18 protein-coding genes are annotated in these 17,646 nt (G+C 67.4%); 8 read left to right on the forward strand and 10 right to left on the reverse strand.

Going from position 1 to position 17,646, the window contains the following annotated elements; genetic code table 11:
- Together BMY68_RS03155 and BMY68_RS03160 are read right to left on the reverse strand one after the other, a co-directional pair.
- Positions 1-855 carry a MurR/RpiR family transcriptional regulator gene (locus tag BMY68_RS03155; RefSeq protein ID WP_085530382.1) on the reverse strand — a complete coding sequence of 285 codons (855 nt, stop codon included), beginning with the start codon at positions 853-855 and terminating at the stop codon, positions 1-3.
- Positions 856-1,024: 169 nt separating this feature from the next.
- Positions 1,025-1,891 carry a LysR family transcriptional regulator gene (locus BMY68_RS03160; protein ID WP_085530383.1) on the reverse strand — a complete coding sequence of 289 codons (867 nt, stop codon included), beginning with the start codon at positions 1,889-1,891 and terminating at the stop codon, positions 1,025-1,027.
- Between the two features lie 94 nt (positions 1,892-1,985).
- Between BMY68_RS03160 and BMY68_RS03165 the strand changes: the two genes are divergently transcribed.
- The 3 genes from BMY68_RS03165 (at position 1,986) to cobF (ending at position 4,151) form a co-directional block, all read left to right on the forward strand.
- Complete coding sequence (locus tag BMY68_RS03165) at positions 1,986-2,549, forward strand: DUF4865 family protein (protein ID WP_085530384.1); 564 nt, start codon at positions 1,986-1,988, stop codon at positions 2,547-2,549.
- A 94-nt stretch (positions 2,550-2,643) separates the two neighbouring features.
- Positions 2,644-3,207, forward strand: a complete 564-nt coding sequence (locus BMY68_RS03170; RefSeq protein WP_085530385.1) for a histidine phosphatase family protein — start codon at positions 2,644-2,646, stop codon at positions 3,205-3,207.
- Positions 3,208-3,386: 179 nt separating this feature from the next.
- Positions 3,387-4,151, forward strand: coding sequence for a precorrin-6A synthase (deacetylating) (gene cobF / locus BMY68_RS03175; RefSeq protein WP_062822901.1), 765 nt, complete (start codon positions 3,387-3,389; stop codon positions 4,149-4,151).
- A gap of 80 nt (positions 4,152-4,231) precedes the next feature.
- On the opposite strand, the gene ftrA is transcribed toward cobF, so the two are convergent.
- Positions 4,232-5,209: a transcriptional regulator FtrA gene (gene ftrA, locus BMY68_RS03180; protein ID WP_085530386.1), complete on the reverse strand. Its 978-nt coding sequence runs from the start codon at positions 5,207-5,209 to the stop codon at positions 4,232-4,234.
- A gap of 101 nt (positions 5,210-5,310) precedes the next feature.
- On the opposite strand from ftrA, the gene BMY68_RS03185 reads away from it, so the two are divergent.
- From BMY68_RS03185 to BMY68_RS03200, 4 genes are all read left to right on the forward strand, one after another.
- Positions 5,311-5,745, forward strand: a complete 435-nt coding sequence (locus BMY68_RS03185; protein ID WP_009043116.1) for a rhodanese-like domain-containing protein — start codon at positions 5,311-5,313, stop codon at positions 5,743-5,745.
- Between the two features lie 465 nt (positions 5,746-6,210).
- Positions 6,211-6,990 carry an ABC transporter substrate-binding protein gene (locus tag BMY68_RS03190; RefSeq protein WP_007932592.1) on the forward strand — a complete coding sequence of 260 codons (780 nt, stop codon included), beginning with the start codon at positions 6,211-6,213 and terminating at the stop codon, positions 6,988-6,990.
- A gap of 297 nt (positions 6,991-7,287) precedes the next feature.
- Positions 7,288-8,400 carry a succinylglutamate desuccinylase/aspartoacylase family protein gene (locus BMY68_RS03195; protein WP_085530387.1) on the forward strand — a complete coding sequence of 371 codons (1,113 nt, stop codon included), beginning with the start codon at positions 7,288-7,290 and terminating at the stop codon, positions 8,398-8,400.
- An 89-nt stretch (positions 8,401-8,489) separates the two neighbouring features.
- Positions 8,490-9,206, forward strand: coding sequence for an alpha/beta hydrolase (locus BMY68_RS03200; RefSeq protein ID WP_085530388.1), 717 nt, complete (start codon positions 8,490-8,492; stop codon positions 9,204-9,206).
- A gap of 36 nt (positions 9,207-9,242) precedes the next feature.
- On the opposite strand, the gene BMY68_RS03205 is transcribed toward BMY68_RS03200, so the two are convergent.
- The 3 genes from BMY68_RS03205 to BMY68_RS03215 all read right to left on the reverse strand — a co-directional run bounded on the left by BMY68_RS03205 (position 9,243) and on the right by BMY68_RS03215 (position 11,699).
- A complete protein-coding gene (locus BMY68_RS03205) occupies positions 9,243-9,818 on the reverse strand; it encodes a DcrB/PsbP domain-containing protein (protein WP_085530389.1) in 576 nt (191 codons plus the stop codon).
- Between the two features lie 138 nt (positions 9,819-9,956).
- Positions 9,957-10,862, reverse strand: a complete 906-nt coding sequence (locus BMY68_RS03210) for an aromatic amino acid exporter YddG (protein WP_085530390.1) — start codon at positions 10,860-10,862, stop codon at positions 9,957-9,959.
- 60 nt (positions 10,863-10,922) lie between these two features.
- Complete coding sequence (locus BMY68_RS03215; protein ID WP_085530391.1) at positions 10,923-11,699, reverse strand: AraC family transcriptional regulator; 777 nt, start codon at positions 11,697-11,699, stop codon at positions 10,923-10,925.
- A 254-nt stretch (positions 11,700-11,953) separates the two neighbouring features.
- Between BMY68_RS03215 and BMY68_RS03220 the strand changes: the two genes are divergently transcribed.
- Entirely contained in the window at positions 11,954-13,273 is a 1,320-nt protein-coding gene (locus BMY68_RS03220; RefSeq protein ID WP_085530392.1) for an Nramp family divalent metal transporter, read from the forward strand.
- Between the two features lie 121 nt (positions 13,274-13,394).
- Here the strand turns inward: BMY68_RS03220 and BMY68_RS03225 are convergent, their stop codons facing one another.
- From BMY68_RS03225 to glcD, 4 genes are read right to left on the reverse strand one after another with little or no spacing between them, the layout of a single operon-like run.
- Complete coding sequence (locus BMY68_RS03225; RefSeq protein WP_085530393.1) at positions 13,395-13,796, reverse strand: heme-binding protein; 402 nt, start codon at positions 13,794-13,796, stop codon at positions 13,395-13,397.
- A gap of 12 nt (positions 13,797-13,808) precedes the next feature.
- On the reverse strand, positions 13,809-15,059 hold the full coding sequence (gene glcF, locus BMY68_RS03230) for a glycolate oxidase subunit GlcF (protein WP_085530394.1): 1,251 nt from the start codon (positions 15,057-15,059) through the stop codon (positions 13,809-13,811).
- 15 nt (positions 15,060-15,074) lie between these two features.
- Positions 15,075-16,139, reverse strand: a complete 1,065-nt coding sequence (gene glcE / locus BMY68_RS03235; RefSeq protein WP_085530395.1) for a glycolate oxidase subunit GlcE — start codon at positions 16,137-16,139, stop codon at positions 15,075-15,077.
- Positions 16,139-17,638: a glycolate oxidase subunit GlcD gene (gene glcD, locus BMY68_RS03240; protein WP_085530396.1), complete on the reverse strand. Its 1,500-nt coding sequence runs from the start codon at positions 17,636-17,638 to the stop codon at positions 16,139-16,141. Before glcD ends, glcE begins: the two co-directional genes overlap by 1 nt.
- Between the last annotated feature and the right edge of the window lie 8 nt (positions 17,639-17,646).

The following is a 17,646-nucleotide window of genomic DNA, read 5'->3' on the forward strand; positions in this document are numbered from 1 at the left end:
TTATTTGTCCTCCAGCAGGTGAGTGGCGAATTCGTTGCGCAGGGCGTCGATGCCCTCCAGGCGTCGGTCCAGGTCGGTGCTGCGCAGGGTCAGGCTGGCGACCAGCGCCTCGACCTGGGCCAGCGCCGGCACCAGGGTGTCGAAGGCCGAGGCCGACTCCACCGGGGCACTGATGATCAGGTCCGCCAGCTCCCGCAGGGGCGAGGCGTAGATGTCGGTGAACAGCACCACCCGCGCGTGCCGCGCCTTGGCCGCGCTGGCCACGCGCAGGGCCTGGCTCTGGTAACGGCGGTAGTCGAACAGCAGGACGATGTCCTGGCGCTGCACGTCATACAGGCGGTCGGGCAGTTGCGCGTTGTCGTCCAGGACCACGCAGCCGGGGCGCATCAGGCGCAGGTGATTGAGCAGGTAGCTGGCGAGAAAGTTGCTGAAGCGCCCGCCGTAGCAGTACAGCGCGTGCCGGCTGTCCAGCAGCCAGTCGACCAGGATGCGCACGTCTTCGGGTTGGGTCAGGGCCTGGGTCTGTTCCAGGCTGCGCAGGCTGCCTTGCAGGTAATGGCTCCAGGCATCGTCCCGAGGGACCTGGGCCCGCGGTTGCAACAGGGTGCTGGGCGAACGCAGGCGAGCGTCCATGTCGCTGAGCAGCGCTTCCTGGAACTGCGCATAACCGCCGAAACCGAGTTTTTTCACCAGCCGCACGATGGTCGGATCGCTGACGCCGGCGTGTTCGGCCAACCGCGACATGGGCCCCAGGCCGTTGCGCGGGTAATGGTCGAGCAGGGCCCGGATGACCTTGCGCTCCGAAGGCGTGAGGTCGAGGGCCGGGTCGGTGATCTGGTCTCTGAGAGACGGCATAAAAACGCCTTCGCAAGTGGATGTCGTTTTTGTTTCACTGAAAGTGAAAACAGTATTTATGTAATTTACGCTACATGTCCAGTGAAAAATAAAGGCGCCCTGCAATGCGCCAAAAGGGGGCGTGAAAGCCCCGGTTTATTGGGTGTTCGAGGTTTTTTTGGGCACAGCGTCAGCGCGGCAGGGTGCCGCGAAAGGCGGCGCTGAGGGCGCGCAGGGTTTCCTCGGAGCGGGCGTCGGTGGGCCGCGCGAGCAAGATGATTTCACTGACCGGCAGCACCGGCAGCCCGAGACGTTCGCCGACTTCCACCGCGCCGGCCGGCGCCACCCGATGGGCCAGCGCCGCAACCCCGAGCCCGGCGCTGACCGCGGCGCACACGGCCATCACGCCACCGCCGATAAAGACCTCGGTCCAGGCAATGCCGGCGTCGTCCAGCACCCGCACGGCGACATGCCGCACGCCACAGGGCGCGGCCATGGTCGCCAGCCGCAGCGGGGTGCCCGGCGCCTGCTGCCAGGCCGGCGCGGCGAACCAGCCGAAGCGCTCGGCCACCAGCACTTCGCCATCCTGGCGCGCGCCTTCGTTGCGCACGATGACCGCGTCCAGCTCCTCGCGGTCGAAGGCCGCCGTCAGGTCCCGGGAGGAGGCGATGCGCACCTCGATGATCAGCAACGGATCGTAGGCAGCGATGCGGCTCAGCAGGTGCGGCAGTTCCGCGCCGGCCACGTGGTCGCTGATGCCGATGATCAGCCGCCGCGCCGGCGCCGCCTGCATATCGCCCAGGGCCCGCTCATGGGCGCGCAGCAGGTCGCGGGCGGCCTGCATGAACTGCTCGCCGACCGGTGTCAGGCGCACATGCCGCGGCGTGCGCTCCAGCAGGCGGTAGCCGAGGCGTTCCTCCAGGCGCTTGAGCTTGAGGCTGATGGCGGCCTGGGAGGTGTCCAGCGCCTGGGCGGCGCGGGTGAAACTGCCGAAGTCGGCGATCAGCACGAAGGCGTGCACGGTGTCGATGTCCAGCGGCTTGAGGGGTTCGCTCATATCGAATGCTTATCGCAGATATATATGCCGATATCTTGTTGTAATGGCTGGCCCCGCGCAAGCTGGCAACACCTTCAAGCACAGGAGCATCGCCATGTTGGCCAAACAGTATTCACACCGCCTGCCCGCTGATTACGACATGGGCGTGATCCGCCACCGCGCCGCGGATCGCGGGCCCTTGTGGGATGAGGTCGACGGGTTGCTGTTCAAGGTCTTCGCCGGGCAGGAGCGGGGCGTGCACGGCGCGCGGCATAACCTGTACGCCTCGATCTACCTTTGGGCCGATCCGGCGGGCGCCGCCCAGTTCCTTATGGGCAGCGGTTTCGACAGCGTGATCGACTCGTTCGGCCGTCCGCACATCGAGTCCTGGTTGCCCCTGGACTGGCGTCGCGGGCGTGCCAACCAGGCACGGACGCTCTACCGCGAGCCGCTGGCGATCGACCCGCTGGCGGATCGCGCCAGGTTGCTGGCCGAGCAGGTCGAACACAACCAGCGGCTGGCCGATGACCCGGACACCTTCGCCGTGTTCGTCGCCCTCGACCTGCAGGCCTGGGAGCTGGTGCGCTTCACCCTTTCGGCCAGCGCGCCCGACAGCGCGCGCGGCGCCGAACACTATGAGGTGCTGTACCTGGCCCGGTCGAGGATCGCCAGCTCCTAGATTCGGCTGCGACAAGTTGGGAATCCCTCGGCGGCCCATGATACAAACGCAGCCACATTGCCCGCTGCGTCCATTCAACGTCGAGAGATTCCCCGTGCCGGCCACCCGTTTGACCCTGATCTGCCATGCCCGGACCGTCGCCCAGAAGCGCGTGCGTTTCCCGCTGGACGAACCGCTGGAGATGGACTGGCAGGCGCTGGCGGGCTCGCGGGCTGGCGCGTTCAAGCGTGCGCCGCGCCTGCTCAGCGGGCCGGAGCAACGGGCGCGGCAGACCGCTGCCTTGTATGGCGCCAGCGTGGAGACGGTGGAGGCGTTGCGCGACTGTGACATGGGCCGCTGGCAGGGCCTGGCTCTCGACGATCTGCAGCGCGAGCAGCCCGAGGCCGTGCAAGCCTGGCTGGCCGACAGCCACTTGGCGCCCCATGGCGGCGAGTCGGTGGCGCAGCTGTGCGAGCGGGTCGCGGCCTGGCTGGCGTCGCTGTGCGAGCAGCCCGGGCATGTGCTGGCGGTGACCCATCCGCTGGTCATCCGCGCGGCGCTGGTGCACGTCATGCAGTGCCCGCTGGCCAGTTTCAATGCCATCGATGTCGAGCCGCTGGCCCAGGTCGAACTGCGCTTCAACGGGCGCTGGCGCTTGCGTCTGGACCAGCGCGATTAGCGGGCTTGGCTCGGCGTGGCCTGGGGATTTTTTCGCGAGCAAGCTCGCTCCTACAAAGACAGTGCAACCCCTTGTAGGAGCGAGCTTGCTCGCGATAGGCCGCCCGGCGGCCGCTTTGTGACGCGCCGCGACAACCCGGCCATACTCCATTTCCGATTCGCCATCGAGACCTGCCCCTCGTGAAAACCCTCCTGATCATCGGCATCGGCGCCGGCAACCCCGACTACATCACGATGCAGGCGGTCAAGGCGCTCAATCGCACCGACGTGTTCTTCCTGATGGACAAGGGCCAGAGCAAGGACGCGCTGATCGACCTGCGCCGGGAAATCTGCGAGCGCTACATCGAGCGGCCCGGCTACCGTTTTGTCGAAGCGCAAAGCCCGGAGCGATTGCGCGGCGCCGAGGTGGATTACCAGGCCAGCGTCGCCGAACTGAACCGCGACAAGCAGCGCACCTTCGAGCGGCTGATCGACGAGGAACTGGCGGACGGTGAAACCGGGGCTTTCCTGGCCTGGGGCGATCCGGCGCTGTACGACAGCACCATTCGCATCCTGCAGGCGATCCTGGCCAGCGGCCGCTGTGCGTTCGAGTTCGAGGTGATCCCCGGCATCACCAGCGTCCAGGCCCTGGCGGCGCAGCACAAGGTGCCGTTGAACCGCATCGGCCGCTCAGTGGAGATCACCACCGGCCGGCGACTGGCGGCGGGGCAGGTGAGCGATGCCGACAGCCTGGTGGTGATGCTCGACGCCGAGGACTCCTATCGCCAGGTGGCGGACCAGGACCTGGAGATCTACTGGGGCGCCTACCTCGGTACGCCGGAGGAAATCCTGATTGCCGGCCGGCTCAAGGAGGTCGCGGGGCAGATCCAGCAAGTGCGCAAGGCGGCGCGGCAGGCCAATGGCTGGATCATGGACACCTACCTGCTGCGCAAGCCCGAGGATTGAGGCAAGCGGGAAGCTGCTTCTGCAGGAGCGAGCGGGCGGCGATCCGACTTGCCCGCGATGACGTTCTCCCGCCCGGCCCATCACTCGGCGACCACCTTCTCCTCACGCCCGAACCGTTCGCGGTACGCCGACGGCGGCAGGCCCACCACGCTGCGAAAGGCCACGCGAAAACTCTCCACCGAGCGGTAGCCGCAGCGCAGGGCGATGGTTTCGGTGTGCTCGCTGCCGCTCTCCAGCAACTCCCGCGCCCGGGCCAGGCGTTCGTGCTGCAGCCAGGCCTTGGGCGAGACGCCGGTGGCCTGGTTGAAGCGGCGCAGGAAGGTGCGCTCGCTCATCAACGCCTGGCTGGCCAGGTCGCGCACTTCCAGTGGCTCATGCAGGTGTTCGCGGGCCCAATGCATGACCCGCGACAGGTCGTTGCGCGGCGTGCGGCTGACCGGCGCCGGAATGAACTGCGCCTGGCCGCCGGTGCGTTGCGGCGACATCACCAGGCGCCGCGCCACCGAATTGGTGACGTGGGTGCCGAAGTCGCGGCTCACCAGGTGCAGGCAGGCGTCGATCCCGGCGGCGCTGCCGGCCGAGGTGATGATCTGCCCCGAATCGACATAGAGCACGTCCGGGTCCACCAGAATGGCGGGGAAACGCTCGGCCAGTTCATCGGTGTATTGCCAGTGGGTGGTGGCGCCCCGGCCGTCCAGCAGCCCGGTGGCCGCCAGGGCGAATACCCCGGAGCAGATCGACAGCAGCCGCGCGCCGCGCTCATGGGCGCGCACCAAAGCCTCGCTCAGCCCCGGCGGCAGCGGCTCGTTGCGGTTGCGCCAGCCGGGGATGACGATGGTCCGCGCCTGTTCCAGCAGCTCCATGCCGCCATCGGCCAGCACCTGGATACCGCCCATGGCCCGTAGCGGCCCGGGCTCGACGGCGACGATGCGGTGTTCGTACCAGGGGAAATCGAACTCCGGGCGGGCCAGGCCGAAGATCTCCACGGCGATGCCGAACTCGAAGGTGCAGAGGCCGTTGTAGGCCAGGATCGCGACTAAACCGGGGGCGTTATGCATTTGGCGGGAAGTTACCAGTCAGTGTCTTGTGCGCCACTGTAGCGGCGTCGCTCGTGTCGATAAAGTCTCGCCACACCCACTGTTGTTCTGGAGACGCCGCAATGACCAGCCTGGTTCGTGAAGTTCCCGCCGCCCCCTCGGCCATCGCCCTGATGCATTTTTCCAACCGCCTGACCTTCGAGACCGATTGCTCGGATGTCTTCGGCAGCCAGGAAGCCGGGGAGGTCGACTTCGTCCTGCTGGACGTGCGCGGACCGCTGGCGTTCGAGCGCGGCCATGTGCCGGGGGCGGTCAATCTGCCCGGGCGGCTGATCAACGCCGAGCGCCTGGCGGGCTACTCCCGCGACACCCTGTTCGTGGTCTATTGCGCCGGCCCGCATTGCAATGGCGCGAACAAGGCCGCGGTCAGGCTGGCGGCCCTGGGTTACCCGGTCAAGGAGATGATTGGCGGCGTGACCGGCTGGCTGGATGAGGGCTTTGCCCTCAGCGTCGAGCTGGAGCGGCCGGCGAGCGTGGTGGCGGAGTGCGCCTGCTGAGTCACCGTGGTGCCTGATTGGCGGTCGCTTCGCGCCCGTTCGCAGCCTCGCTGGCACTCGACAGCGGCTACAGTTGGCGTTGTGCGTGTAGCCGCTGCCGAGCCCGCGAGGCTGCGATCGAGGACGTCGTCCTCGCAAAACCGCTGTACCGGGCCTGGCTGAAATACCGCGGCCCGCTCGTATCTAGGATGATTAAGGCCTTGCAAGGCGTTCCGGCGGCGACTGGCGAGTCGCGACTCAGGCGCTGGAACGCGGAAAAATGCCGGGATCGAGGGCATTTTCCAGGGGCCTCGCACTAATGTGGGGCGGCTCGCCCGACGCCTGAATGCGGGTGTGGTTTTTCTATAAGTATTTGTCGCATAAACACAATTTGCCTCCCGGACGCCGCTCTAGACTGCTGGCCACTTCGATTTCCCCCAATCGAACCTTTCTGCCAATAAGAGCCTCCGTCTACGGGAGTTATAAATGAAGAAGCTTGTACTGTTCGGTGCCCTGGCACTGTCCATGCTGTCCCTGACCGCCGTGGCTGACGATGCCAAGCCGATCCGCATCGGTATCGAAGCCGGCTACCCGCCATTCTCGATGAAAACCCCCGACGGCAAGCTCACCGGTTTCGACGTGGATATCGGCGACGCGCTGTGCGAGCAGATGAACGTCAAATGCACCTGGGTCGAGCAGGAATTCGACGGCCTGATCCCGGCGCTGAAAGTGCGCAAGATCGACGCCATCCTGTCGTCCATGACCATCACTGACGATCGCAAGAAAAACGTCGACTTCACCATCAAGTACTACCACACCCCGGCGCGCTTCGTGATGAAGGAAGGCACCGAGGTCAAGGATCCGCTGACCGAACTCAAGGGCAAGAAAGTCGGGGTGCTGCGCGCCAGTACCCATGACCGTTTCGCCACCGAAGTGCTGGTGCCGGCCGGGATCAACCTGGTGCGCTACGGCTCCCAGCAGGAAGCCAACCTGGACATGGTTTCCGGGCGCATCGACGCGCTGCTGGCCGACTCGGTCAACCTCGACGACGGCTTCCTGAAAACCGACGCCGGCAAGGGCTTCGCCTTCGTCGGTCCCGAGTACAACGATCCGAAGTACTTCGGTGGCGGCGCCGGCATCGCCGTGCGCAAGGGCGATACCGCCCTGGCCGAGAAATTCAACACCGCCATTACTGAGATCCGCGCCAACGGCAAGTACAAGGCCGTGCAGGACAAGTACTTCAAGTTCGACGTCTACGGCGAGTAATTTGCCGGGCTGGAAAAGGCGGCTACCGTGAAGACGGCGCCGCCTTTTTTATGGGTGCGATTTCCCCCCGTGCGATGGGGCGCCCCTGTAGCCGCTGCCGAGCCCGCGAGGCTGCGATCGACCCCGCAGGGGGCGCAGGGACCTTGAGATCGCTGAAGGCCTTCGGCCTTATCGCAGCCTGCGGCAGCGGCTACAGAAGCCCGCGCCACCCGGCAGCGGACGACGACCTTTTCACGGCCGCGCAAATGCCTCAGGCTACGGCCCCCGCCGAACTCCATTTTTCTTCCGGAGCCCTTCATGCAACGCATCGACCATTCCTTGCCCTGGAGCCACCTGGGCACCCAGCGCCAGCTCAGCGTGTTCCGTTTTGGCGGCGGCAGCCGCAAGGTCTATATCCAGGCCAGCCTGCACGCCGACGAGCTGCCGGGCATGCGCACCGCCTGGGAACTGAAAAAACGCCTGAGCGAACTGGAAGCCCAGGGGCAACTCAAGGGCGTGATCGAGCTGGTGCCGGTGGCCAACCCCATCGGCCTCGACCAGCACCTGCAAAGCAGCCACCTGGGGCGTTTCGAAAGCGGCAGCGGGAAGAACTTCAACCGTGCCTTCGTCGAACTCAGCGGCCCGGTGGGCGACCTGATCGGTGACCGCCTGGGCAGCGATGCGGCGGCCAACGTCGCCTTGATCCGCCAGACCATGGGCGATGTCCTTGACGCTCTGCCAGCCCCGACCTCGCAGCTCCAGGCCCTGCAACGCCTGCTGCTGCGCCATGCCTGCGACGCCGACATCACCCTCGACCTGCACTGCGATTTCGAAGCGGCGATCCACCTCTACGCATTGCCTCAGCACTGGCCACGCTGGCAGCCCTTGGCCGCGCGGCTGAAGGCCGGCGTGGCGCTGCTTTGCGAAGATTCCGGCGGTAGCTCGTTCGACGAATCCTGCTCCACGCCCTGGCTGCGCCTGGCCCACGACTTCCCGCGGGCGGCGATTCCCCCGGCCAACCTCGCCACCACCCTGGAGCTGGGCAGCATGGGCGACACCCGGGTCGAACAGGCCCAGGCCAACTGCGAAGCGATCCTCGGTTTTCTCGCCGAGCAGGGGTTTATCGACGGCCAATGGCCGGCGACTCCGGACGCCTGCTGCGAGGGCATGCCGTTCGAAGGCACCCAATACCTGTTCGCCCCGCACCATGGGGTGGTCAGTTTCCTGCGTGAGGCTGGCGAATGGGTGGAGCGGGGCGATGCGATCTTCGAGGTGGTCGACCCGCTGAACGACGTCGTCAGCGTGGTGCGCGCCGCCACCAGCGGCGTGCTGTTCGCCCTGGACCGCAGCCGCTACACCGAGCCGGGCATCTGGCAGGCCAAGGTCGCCGGCCGCGAGCCGATCCGCAGCGGCAAGCTGACCAACGATTGAGACGTGCGCCGGCCTGATGATGGCCGAGCGTTTCCCCTACTCGCAGGCCAGGCCACATCGCCAGGCCTGCCCACCCGGAAGGACGTCCCATGTTCAAGTTCCTGGCCCTGTTACTGCTAAGTGTTTGCGCCACTGCCCAGGCGCAGACGGTGCTGCACGACGACCTGCCGCTGCTCTACCTGGAACAGGCCGCGGCCGATTCCCGCGACCGGCCTTTGGTGATTTTTCTCCATGGCTACGGCAGCAACGAAGAAGACCTGTTCGGCCTCAAGGATGGGTTGCCGGCGGATTACACCTATCTCTCGGTACGGGCGCCGCAGACGGTGGAAGAGGGCAGTTACCAGTGGTTTCATAAGCAGGGCGAAGGCGCTTACGACGGGGTGACCGTCGAGCTGGCCGACAGTGCCAAGCTGATCGACGAGTTCGTCCGGCAGGCGCTCGCCAAGTACCACACCCGCGCCGACCGGGTGTTCCTGGTGGGCTTCAGCCAGGGTGCGATCATGGCCTACGAGCTGGGCCTGCGCCATCCCCAGGCGGTCCGTGGGATTGCCGCCCTGAGCGGGAAGATCCTGCCGGTGCTGCGCTCGCAGCTCAAGAGCGGCGCGGGCCTGGAGCGGCTGGCGATCTTCATCGCCCATGGCACCGCGGATATGCGCCTGCCTTACAGCGACGGCTCCGAGGCCGACAGCCTGTTGCGCGGCCTGGGCCTGGCTCCGCAATTCCATGCCTACCCGGGCATTGGTCACACCATCAGCGACACCGAGCTCCAGGACCTGAACCGCTGGTTGCTCAGCCTCAACCCTTGAAGCCGTGAACCCGCCGCGGCCGCTGTGCCGCTGCGCTTACTTGCCGACGATCTGGCTGACCAGCTTGTCGTGATTGGTCTTGTCGCCGATTCGCGAAATCACCTGCACCACCGCCATGCGGTTACCCGAGCCGGCCAGCAGGGTGGAGCTCTGGGTCATGCCGCCGCCCTGGGTCGCGGTGCTGTCGATCTGGCGCAGGCCGAGGCCGCCGCGGGTCATGCTCTTTTCGCTCTGCTTGCTGAAGTCCGGCAGGGCTGCCGCCTGTTGCGAGAGGAAACCCGACACCGCGCTGTCGAGGAACTGCGCGTCGTTGTCCTTGGCCTGCACCGCATCGGGGATCAGGTTCTGCGCGGCGATGACCACGGTCTTGGTGCTGGCGTTGGTGTACAGAGTGCCGGTGGCGCCGGCGGTGCCGCTGGCTTCGTCGCCGGCCGGCAACGGGTTGGCGATAAAGCCCTTGGGCAGGCTGAACTTGAACTTGCCGCCGAGCATCGAGACGGTCTCGACCTTGGCCTTGTTGTTCGTCGGCTGGGCCGCGGACACCTCCAGGGCGCTGAAGCCGGCCAGCGCCGCCAGGACCAGGACCGCGGCGTGTTTACCGAACAGGGACATGCAGATTCTCCAGAGTGAGCGCGTTGGGGCGCGCATCTTCCCACGGCTGTCGCGGGGCACTCCAGCGGGATATGTGGCGGCACGAAATTTCGGATAAAAGGGCGCGGGAGCGACTTCGTGGGGCTTATCGGACGCTCCTCAACCCTGGGCAGAACGCGCCCCCGAGGTCGCCAGCACCGCCCCGGTGATGATCAGCAGCGCCGGCACCAGCAGCCATACACTGGCCGCGCTTTGCCCGATCACGATCAGCAGCAGGGTGGAGATCAACGGCGCCAGGTACGACAGTGCGCCGAGCGTGGCCAGGTTGCCGTGTTTGGTGGCGTGGTCCCAGGCGAAGAAGGCCAGGCCGACCGGACCCAGCCCCAGGCCGAGGATCGCCAGCCATTGCTTGAGGTCCGGTTGCACCGGGCTTTCGAACATCAGGTGGCAGAGCGCCCCGGCCAGCGCCACCAGCCCGCAGATGCCGCCGATCAGGCTGCTGGGCACGCTGCTGAAACGGCGGTTGAGCACCGAGTAGCCGGACCACACCAGGGCGCAGCCGAACGCCGCCAGGTAACCCGCCACCGGCATCGCGCCGACCTGGCTGGCAGCGCGCTGCTGCATGATGAACGCGGTGCCGGCCAGCCCCAGCAAGGCACCGGTCAGTTGCCGGCCGCGCAGTGGTTCGCCGCCGGCCCGGGCCGCCAGCAGGACAATCAGCAACGGCCAGAGGTAGGCGATCAGGCTGGCCTCGGCGGCCGGCGCGGCTTTCAGGGCGAAGAAATACAGCGCGTGGTAGGCAAAGATCCCGCCGAACCCCAGGGCCCAGACCGGCCAGGGCTGGCGCCAGCCACGAAAACCGGCGCGCCCCCGCAAGCCGAGCAATACCAGGCTGGCGCCGCAGGCCACGGCAAAGCTCAGGGCCAGCAACTGGAAGGGGGGAATGCCGGCGGTGAGGGTGGTCAGCAGCGCCAGGCATGACCAGAGGAACACCGCGATCACGCCGATGGCGGTGGCGGCGCCGCTGCGGGAGGGGGCGAGGCGGGTTGAATGGATCGCGGTCATAGACACACCGAGGCAAGGGCGGTGTGGCCAGCATAGAAGGCGCCGCGACGGCGGTATTGATCAGGCCTGCCGAAGTCTTGTTGCAGCCTGCGCCTGAGCGTCGCGAGCGGCCTTGCGCAGGGCCGCCGGGGTCAGGTTGCGCGCCTTCTTCAACGCATGGGTCAGGGCGCTTTGATCGGCGTAGCCGACCCGCTGGGCGATCTCGCTGATGGGCAACAGGGTGCGGCCGAGCAAGTCGATGGCGCGGTCCAGGCGCAGGGTCGAAATGTAGGCGAAGGGCGTGCTGTGCATGTCCCGCTCGAACAGCAGATACAGGGTGCGCTCGCTGACCCCCGCGGCCTGGGCGATGGCGCGGGCGCTCAGCGGGCTGCCCAGGTGTTGCTCGATGTAGGTCAGGGCCCGCACCAGCGTCTGGCGCTGCGGCGCGCTCGGCGTCGGGCGGGTCAGGCAGGCCAGCAGCAGGGCGCTCCAGGCGCTGGCGACCGGGCTGGAAGAGGTGAGCAAGGCACCGCTGTGGTTGGCATAGCCGAGCAGGTGGCGGATCTGCGGGTCGATGGTGAAGAAGCGGGTATCGGCCAGAGATTGCTCGGTGTCGGGGCTATCCAGGTCGAGCACCAGAAAGGTATTACGGCGTTCGGCCAGGAAGCTATGCCGGGCGCCCGGCGCAATCACCACGCCCTGGCTGGCGTCGACCTTGCCACCACGGCCATCCACCTCGATCTGCATCGCCCCTGACTGCGGCAGCACGATCTGCGGAAAATCGTGATGGTGCAGCTCGACCTGCCCGGAATACGAACGCATCGCCAGGGCGACAGTGGGGTGGGCTGGAGTGTTCATGGCGCTGCTCCGCGGATGGCTGCCTCGCATCATGCCTGAAAATACGGAGGCTGTAGGAGCGGTCGGTCGGTGCGGGATGGTTTGGGAAAAGGGGCCGGCTCATCTGTTGTGGTGACTGATATGCCGCTATCGCGAGCAAGCTTCGCACCTACAGAGGCAGGCTGCAAAAGGCCGGGGCAGGGCGCTATCAAGGCTTGGGCCGGTTCGCTGAAACGTCTAAGCTGGGCCACCGTTCCAGCCTTCCGGATGCCCGCGTGAAATTCACCCTCCCCAAAATCGGTACTGCACCGTTCTGCCCGCCGGAAGTCGCCGGCACCATCGTCGTCGATCCCAGTGCGCCGCTGTTCAAGCGCCTCCTGCGCTTCGCCGGCCCTGGCCTGCTGATTTCCATCGGCTACATGGACCCGGGCAACTGGGCCACCGCCATCGAGGCCGGCTCGCGCTATGGCTACAACCTGCTGTTCGTGGTGCTGCTGGCGAGCCTCGCGGGCATGGCGGTGCAATGCCTGTGTTCGCGCCTGGGCATCGCCACCGGGCGCGACCTGGCGCAGCTTTGCCGGCAGCGCTACAGCACCCGCACGGCGCGCACCCAGTGGCTGCTGGCGGAGGTGTCGATCATCGCCACCGACCTTGCCGAGGTCCTGGGGTGCGCCCTGGCGTTCCACCTGTTGCTCGGGGTTTCGCTGACCACCGGGATTGTCATCACCGCCTTCGACACCCTGTTGATTCTCGCCCTGCAGAACCGTGGCTTCCGCCGCCTGGAGGCGATCATGCTGGTGCTGGTGGGCACCATCGGCCTGTGCTTTTTCGTCGAGCTGCTGTTGATCAAGCCGTACTGGCCGGATGTGGCGCGAGGCTTCACGCCATCGCTGGCGGCGATCAGCGAAGCCGCGCCGCTGTACCTGGCGATCGGTATCCTCGGCGCCACCGTGATGCCGCATAACCTGTACCTGCACACCTCCATCGTGCAGACCCGCCTGGTGGGCCGGGACGAAGCCAGTCGGCGGGATGCGATCAAGCTGGCGCGCATCGACACCATCGGCTCCCTGGCCCTGGCGCTGCTGGTCAACGCGGCGATCCTGATCCTCGCCGCCGCGGCCTTCCATGGCACCGGGCACACCGAGGTGGTGGAGCTGCAGGACGCCTATCACCTGCTCGATCCGCTGGTGGGCGGGGCGCTGGCCAGCGTGCTGTTCGGCGTGGCCTTGCTGGCCTCAGGGCAGAGCTCGACCTTCACCGGCACCATCGCCGGCCAGGTGATCATGGAGGGCTACCTGAACCTGCGCCTGCCGTGCTGGCAGCGGCGCCTGATCACCCGCGGCCTGGCGCTGGTGCCGGCGTTCGTCGGCGTGTGGCTGATGGGCGACGGCGCGGTCGGCCAGCTGCTGGTGCTGAGCCAGGTGGTGCTCAGCCTGCAACTGCCGTTCGCCCTTTACCCGCTGATCCGCATGACCAGCGACCCGCGGTTGATGGGCGTCTTCGTCAACCGCTGGCCGACCCGCATCCTCGCCTGGAGCCTGTTCGCCGTTATCAGCGGGGCCAATGCCTGGCTGATTGCGCAGTTGGTGATGTGAGGCAGGCGTCGGGGCGGCGGATTTTCCGGCCCTATCGCGAGCAAGCTCGCTCCTACATGGACGGCGCAGAACCCTGTAGGAGCGAGCTTGCTCGCGATGGACCGCGCAGCGGTCCAGATTTTCAATCCAGTGCCCGAGCAGCGAACCGCGCCACCTGGGCATCCTCCCCGGACTTGACCCCGGACACCCCGACCGCACCGATCACCTGGCCGTCGAACACCACCGGCACGCCGCCTTCCAGCGAGGTCAGCAGGGGCGCCGAGAGAAACGCCGTGCGTCCGCCGTTGACCATTTCTTCATAGCCCTTGGACTCGCGTCGACCGAGGGCCGCGGTGCGGGCCTTTTCCACGGCGATGTAGGCGCTGACCGGCGCGCAGCCGTCCAGGCGTTCGAGGGCCAGCGGATGGCCGCCGTCGTCGACGATGGCGATGCTCACCGCCCATTGGTTGCGCTCGGCCTCGTCCCGCGCGGCGATCAGGATGCGCTGGACTTCGCGCTGACCCAGTACGGCTTTGCTGTGCATGGCGTGCTCCTTTCAGGGCGTAGCTGATTGATGGGAAGCATTCAGGGGTGGCAGGGCGGCCTCGACCAGTTCGATCCAGTGCCGCACCGGGGTACGCCCGGCGCCGTCGAGGTGGGTCTGGCAGCCGATATTGGCGGTGGCTATGACTTCGGGCCGGCCGCTTTCCAGGGCATTGAGCTTGTTGTCGCGCAGTTGCCGCGCCAGCTCGGGCTGGGTCAGCGAATAGGTGCCCGCCGAACCGCAGCACAGGTGGCTGTCGGGCACCTCGGTGAGCTCGAAGCCCAGGCGCTTGAGCACGGCCTCCACCGCGCCGCCGAGTTTCTGCGCGTGTTGCAGGCTGCACGGGCAGTGGAAGGCCAGGCGCTGGTCGCTGTGGACGTGCAACTGTTCCAGCGGTTCGTCGCGCAGCACTTCCACCAGGTCCCGGGCCAGGGCGCTGACCCGCTCGGCGCGGGCGGCATAACGTGGGTCGTGGGCCAGCAGGTGGCCGTAATCCTTGATAAAGGCGCCGCAGCCGCTGGCGGTCTGCACCAGGGCTTCGGCGCCGTTTTCCAGGTGCGGCCACCAGGCGTCGATATTGCGCCGCGCCCGCTCCAGGCCGGCCTCCTGGGCGTCCAGGTGGTAATCCACGGCGCCACAGCAGCCGGCCTCGCTCACGGTTTGCACGGCGATGCCCAGGCGGTCGAGGACCCGCGCCGTCGCCGCGTTGGTGTTGGGCGACAGGCTCGCTTGCACGCAGCCTTCCAGCAGCAAGACACGCCGCGCGTGGGCCGTGGTCGGACGCGCCTTGGCCGGTTGCACCTGGCGCGGCAGCTTGCCGTGCACGGCCTCGGGCAGCCACGGACGCAAAGTGGTGCCGGTGCCGAGCAGCGCCTTGAACAGCGCCGGGTTCGGCGCCAGGGCGCGCAGGCCCTGGCGCAGCAGGCGCTGGCCGAGGGGCCGGGGCACGGCGGCATCGACCACGGCGCGGCCGATGTCCAGCAGGTTGTGGTAATCCACTCCGGACGGGCAGGTGGTTTCGCAGTTGCGGCACGACAGGCAGCGGTCCAGGTGCAGCTGGGTCTTGGCCGTGGCCTGGTGGCCTTCCAGCACCTGCTTGATCAGGTAGATGCGCCCCCGTGGCCCGTCCAGCTCATCGCCCAGCAACTGATAGGTGGGGCAGGTGGCGTTGCAGAAACCGCAGTGCACACAGGTGCGCAGGATGCTCTCGGCCTCTGCGGCGCGGGGCAGCTGGCGCGCCTGTTCGCTCAAGGTGGTTTGCATGCTTGGGGTCTGCGTTCAGAGCTCGGCGTAGAGCCGGCCGGGGTTGAAGATCCCTTGCGGGTCCAGTTGCGCCTTGAGCTGGCGGTGGTAGCGCAGCAGCACCGCCGGCAGCGGCTGGAACGGGCTGTCCACCAGGCCGTGGCTGTAGCAGGTGGCATGGCCGCCGACGCGGCTGGCGAGGTCGCGGATGCGCTCCGCAGGCGCCGCGGATTTCAGCCAGCGCTGGGCCCCGGCCCAATCTATTAACTGCTGGCCGGGCAGCTCCAGAAGTCCCGTGTTATTGGGCAGCGACAGGCGCCACAACGGCAGGCCTTCGTCGAAGAATGCCAGGCGTTGTTCGTTGAGGTTGGCCCAGTAGTCGACGGCCAACGGCTCGCCACCCAGGCGGTCGCGGGCCGCGGCCACCGAGCCTTCGCCGCCCTCCAGGCGCAGGTGCAGGCGCTGGCCGTCATGGCTGGCGGCGCTGATGGGCAGTGGTTGCTGGCCCCAGTCGGCGAGCCGGGCCAGGGCCTTGGCGCTGTCCATTTCCAGGCTCAGGCTGAGGCACTGGCGCGGTTTGGGCAGGACCTTGAGCGACACCTCGGTGAGCACTCCCAGGCAACCGTAGCTGCCCACCAGCAAGCGCGAGAGGTCGTAGCCGGCGACGTTTTTCATCACCTCGCCGCCAAAGCGCAACAGCTTGCCGGTGCCGGTGATCACCCGGCTGCCGAGGACGAAGTCGCGCACCGAGCCGGCCCAGGGCCGCCGTGGGCCGGACAGGCCGGTGGCGACCATGCCGCCGACCGTGGCGCCGTCGCCGAAGGCCGGCGGTTCGCAGGCCAGCATCTGCCCGGCGGCGTCCAGCGTGGCCAGCAGTTCCGCAAGCGGCGTGCCGGCGCGGACCGTCACCACCAGCTCGGTGGGGTCGTAGCTGACGATGCCGCGATGGCCGCGGGTGTCGAGCACTTCTCCAGCGCTCATCCGCCCGAGAAAGACCTTGCTGTTGCCACCCTGGATCAGCAGTGGGGTATTGCCGGCCAGCGCCTGCCCGACCTGTTCCAGCAGTTCGCCGCTGGCGTCGTTATCCGCGTGTGCCGTCATCAGAAACGCTCCAGCTCGGGGAAGGGCAGTTGCCCGGCGTGCACATGCATGGCGCCGAATTCGGCGCAGCGGTGCAGGGTCGGGATGTTCTTGCCGGGGTTGAGCAGGCCACCGGGGTCGAAGGCCGCCTTGACCGCGTGGAACAGGGTCAGCTCGTCGCTGTTGAACTGGGCGCACATCTGGTTGATTTTCTCCCGGCCGACCCCGTGTTCGCCGGTGATGCTGCCACCGACCGCCACGCACAGTTCGAGGATCTTGCCGCCCAGGGCTTCGGCACGGTCCAGTTCGCCGGGCTGGTTGGCGTCGAACAGGATCAGCGGGTGCATGTTGCCGTCGCCGGCATGGAATACATTGGCCACCCGCAGCTGGTATTCGGCGGCCAGCGCGGCGATGGCCTTGAGCACCCCCGGCAGTGCGCGGCGCGGAATGGTGCCGTCCATGCAGTAATAGTCCGGCGACAGCCGGCCCACCGCCGGGAAAGCGTTCTTGCGCCCGGCCCAGAAACGCACCCGTTCGGCTTCGTCGCGGGCCTGGCGGACCTCGGTGGCGCCGGCCCGTTCGAGCACCGCGCGGACCCGATCGCAGTCGTCGTGGACATCGGCTTCGACACCGTCCAGCTCGCACAACAGGATGGCCTCGGCGTCCACCGGGTAACCGGCGTGAATGAAGTCTTCGGCGGCGCGTAGCGCCAGGTTGTCCATCATTTCCAGGCCGCCGGGGATGATGCCGGCGGCGATGATATCGGCCACCGCGCGGCCGGCTTTTTCCACCGAGTCGAAGGCCGCCAGCAGCACCTTGGCCAGTTGCGGCTTGGGCAGCAGCTTGACCGTGACTTCGGTGATGATCCCGAGCAGGCCTTCGGAGCCGGTGAACAGCGCCAGCAGGTCGAAGCCCGGCGCGTCCAGGGCGTCGCTGCCCAGGGTCAGGCGTTCGCCTTCGACACTGAGGATCTCCACCTTGAGCAGGTTGTGCACGGTCAGGCCGTATTTCAGGCAGTGCACGCCGCCGGCGTTTTCCGCGACGTTGCCGCCGATCGAGCAGGCGATCTGCGAGGACGGGTCGGGGGCGTAGTACAGGCCGAACGGCGCGGCGGCCTGGGAGATCGCCAGGTTGCGCACCCCGGGCTGGACCCGCGCGGTGCGGGCGGCGGGGTCGATATGCAGGATCTGGTTGAAGCGCGCCATCACCAGCAGCACGCCCTGTTCCAGGGGCAGGGCGCCACCGGAGAGGCCGGTGCCGGCCCCCCGGGCGACCACTGGCACGCGCCGTTCATGGCAGATCCGCAGCAGTTCCTGCACCTGCTCGATATGCCGCGGCAGGGCTACCAGCATCGGCGTGGTGCGATAGGCCGAGAGGCCGTCGCATTCGTAGGGCTTGAGGTCTTCCGTCTGGTGCAGCAGGTCGAGGTCGGGCAGGCGCTGGCGCAGCGCTTGGAGCAATGCCGCTTTATCGACGCTGGGCAGCGCGCCGTCGACGCGTTCGTCGTAGAGGATATTCATGGGTGGCT

The organism is Pseudomonas sp. NFACC41-3, from assembly GCF_900109505.1.
Lineage (GTDB): Bacteria > Pseudomonadota > Gammaproteobacteria > Pseudomonadales > Pseudomonadaceae > Aquipseudomonas > Aquipseudomonas chlororaphis.